Origin of the sequence: Asaccharospora irregularis DSM 2635 (assembly GCF_900129815.1) — a bacterium.
Taxonomy (GTDB): domain Bacteria; phylum Bacillota; class Clostridia; order Peptostreptococcales; family Peptostreptococcaceae; genus Asaccharospora; species Asaccharospora irregularis.
The window spans coordinates 1-2,537 of record NZ_FQWX01000069.1 but is presented as its reverse complement, the minus strand read 5'-3'; the positions used below and the strand labels follow the sequence as shown (position 1 = coordinate 2,537).

General features: G+C 29.9%; 3 protein-coding genes. All 3 read left to right on the top strand.

Annotated features, from left to right (window positions below; translation table 11 throughout):
• Positions 1 to 28 precede the first annotated feature (28 nt).
• On the top strand, positions 29 to 625 hold the full coding sequence (locus tag BUB34_RS12820) for a shikimate kinase (RefSeq protein WP_084120417.1): 597 nt from the start codon (positions 29 to 31) through the stop codon (positions 623 to 625).
• Between the two features lie 4 nt (positions 626 to 629).
• A complete protein-coding gene (locus tag BUB34_RS12815; RefSeq protein ID WP_330392786.1) occupies positions 630 to 1,472 on the top strand; it encodes a prephenate dehydrogenase in 843 nt (280 codons plus the stop codon).
• A gap of 329 nt (positions 1,473 to 1,801) precedes the next feature.
• Positions 1,802 to 2,537 (top strand): N-acetylmuramoyl-L-alanine amidase (locus tag BUB34_RS12810; RefSeq protein WP_073127855.1); only part of this gene is annotated, 736 nt, incomplete at its 3' end.

The window sequence follows — 2,537 nt, the reverse complement described above, 5'->3', positions numbered from 1 at the left end:
CAAATTTAAAAATTAAGAAAAGTTGTTAATGTTCGTTAGATTATTAGAAAGTTTTCTATCAAATGTTACAACTACATTATACAAGGGGGTAATAAAAATTAGCGATAAAAAAAATAAAGTTGTTCTTATAGGTATGCCAGGAAGTGGAAAGACAACTTTAGGAAAATTATTATCCAAAAGGCTAAATTATAATTTTTTAGATATGGATGAGTATATAGAAGAGATTGCAAACAAGAGCATAAAAAAAATATTTGATGATGATGGAGAAAAAGTATTTAGGAACTTAGAGACAAAGGCATGCAAAGACATTGTAGATAGAAAGAAACTTGTAATTTCCTCAGGCGGAGGTGTAATCAAAAAAAGTATAAATATAGAAATATTAAAAAAGGATTGCATCGTAGTTTTTGTAGATAGGCCTATTGAAAATATAATAAATCAATTAAGCTTAGATGAAATTAATAGTAGACCATTATTGAAAGGTAAAAAAGATACTATTTACTCACTTTATGAAAAGAGGTATGAGTTATACAAAAGTGCATGTGATATACAAGTGAAAAACGATAAATCACTATCAAATACAATAAATGAGATTGTTAATTTACTAGGTAAAAGGCTAGAGGGGTAGAAATATGGATATTAATATTGTTGTTGTCGGGCTTGGGGTAATTGGTGGGTCTTACGCTATGGCACTAAGGGAAAAAGGATATAAAAATATATATGCAATAGATTTAAATGAAGATAGTTTAAGAAAAGCAGAAAGTCTTAACATAATAAACAAAGGATGCACTGAAGGAAAGAAATTTTTAAAAGACGCCGATATAATTATACTATCAGTTTATCCTGAGTTAGTAAAAGAATTTATAAACAATAACAAGAACTTATTTAAAGACGGTTGTATAATTACGGATACTACTGGGATTAAGGGAGTAATTGTAGATGATATAAAAAAATCTCTACCAGATAATGTTGATTTTGTTTTTGGTCACCCTATGGCGGGTAGGGAGAAAAAAGGTATTGATTTTGCAACAAGCGAGGTATTTAAAGGTGCTAATTATATAATTACACCAATAGATACAAACAAGGAGAAAAGCATCAAATTAATAGAGAAGATTGCCTTGGAAATAGGTTTTAAAAAAGTAAAAAGAATAACTCCCCAGTTTCATGATAAAATGGTAGGATTTACATCACAATTGCCTCATGCTATAGCAGTCGCACTAATAAATAGCGATGAGGAAGATAGGGATACAGGTAGTTTTATAGGTGATAGCTATAGAGATTTAACTCGTATTGCCAATATCAATGCTGAACTATGGTGTGAGTTGTTTTTAGGAAACAAGGAAAATCTATTAGAAGCTATAAATAGTTTTGAAGTTGAAATGAACCTTATAAAGAATGCAATTGAATGTGAGGATAGAGAAAAATTAATTAGGTATTTTAACAAGTCCTCTATTAGGAGAGAAAAACTAGAATAAATACAGACTATATAAATACCTCTATCACCAAGCCCTATTGATTTTAAAAATGTTTGTTAACTTAGGCGATAAAATGTTTAAATAAATTTATATTGATTTTAGAAAAGTCACAGAAATTTTCACTAATCTGTGGCTTTTTATATATGCAATAAAATTACAAGAATAAAATTATGTCAAAAAATAAAAAAAAAGCATATATATTATACTAGGTATAGTTTAGTTCTTATAAAAAATATTTACTTTATTTCGTAAATAGATTTTTTAGAGTTTTCTATATCACTAAATTCATATACTCTAAATTAGTATTTGAAATAAGGGAGGGAATATGTATGTTAGTTGGAATAAACTGCGGACATACTGAGAGTGGTCCCGGAAGTGGAGCAGTTGGGATAATAAATGAAAGTAGAGAAACCAGGAGAGTGGGTTATGAACTCATAAAAAAGTTAAATGAGAAAGGTATTAGTACTGTAGATTGTACAATAGATAAAGCTCCTACTCAGGCAAGGTACTTGGCTAGAACAGTAGAAAAAGCTAATAGTTATAATCTAGACTATTTTATATCAATACACTTTAACTCAGGAGGAGGCAAAGGTGTTGAAGTATACACAGATGATGGTGAAAAAACGGAAAAAGCCGTTAGAGTTTGTGACAACATAGCTTCTCTTGGATTTATAAATAGAGGTATAAAAAATGGTAGTGGCCTATATGTAATCAGAAGAACAAAAGCAAAGGCAATGCTTATAGAAGTGTGCTTTGTTGATAGTTCAGATGCATATTTATATCTTAAGGTAGGCTCAGAAAAAATAGCAGAAGCTATTGCCAATGCAATAGCTAATGAACCAATAAAAGACACTGGAAATGTTGATAATGGAATAAAAGGTGAAGGAAGTGGATATGACATGAAAAAGATAGTACTATATAAAGGAGATATAGATAGCTTACCAGCTGTAATTGTATCGCAAAAATATAAATGTCCGATGATGAAAGAAAAGGACTTTGAAGAGTCTGGCTTAAGAGCAGATGAGATTATAGTATTAGGAGGTAAGCCCGATTCAAATAGATATG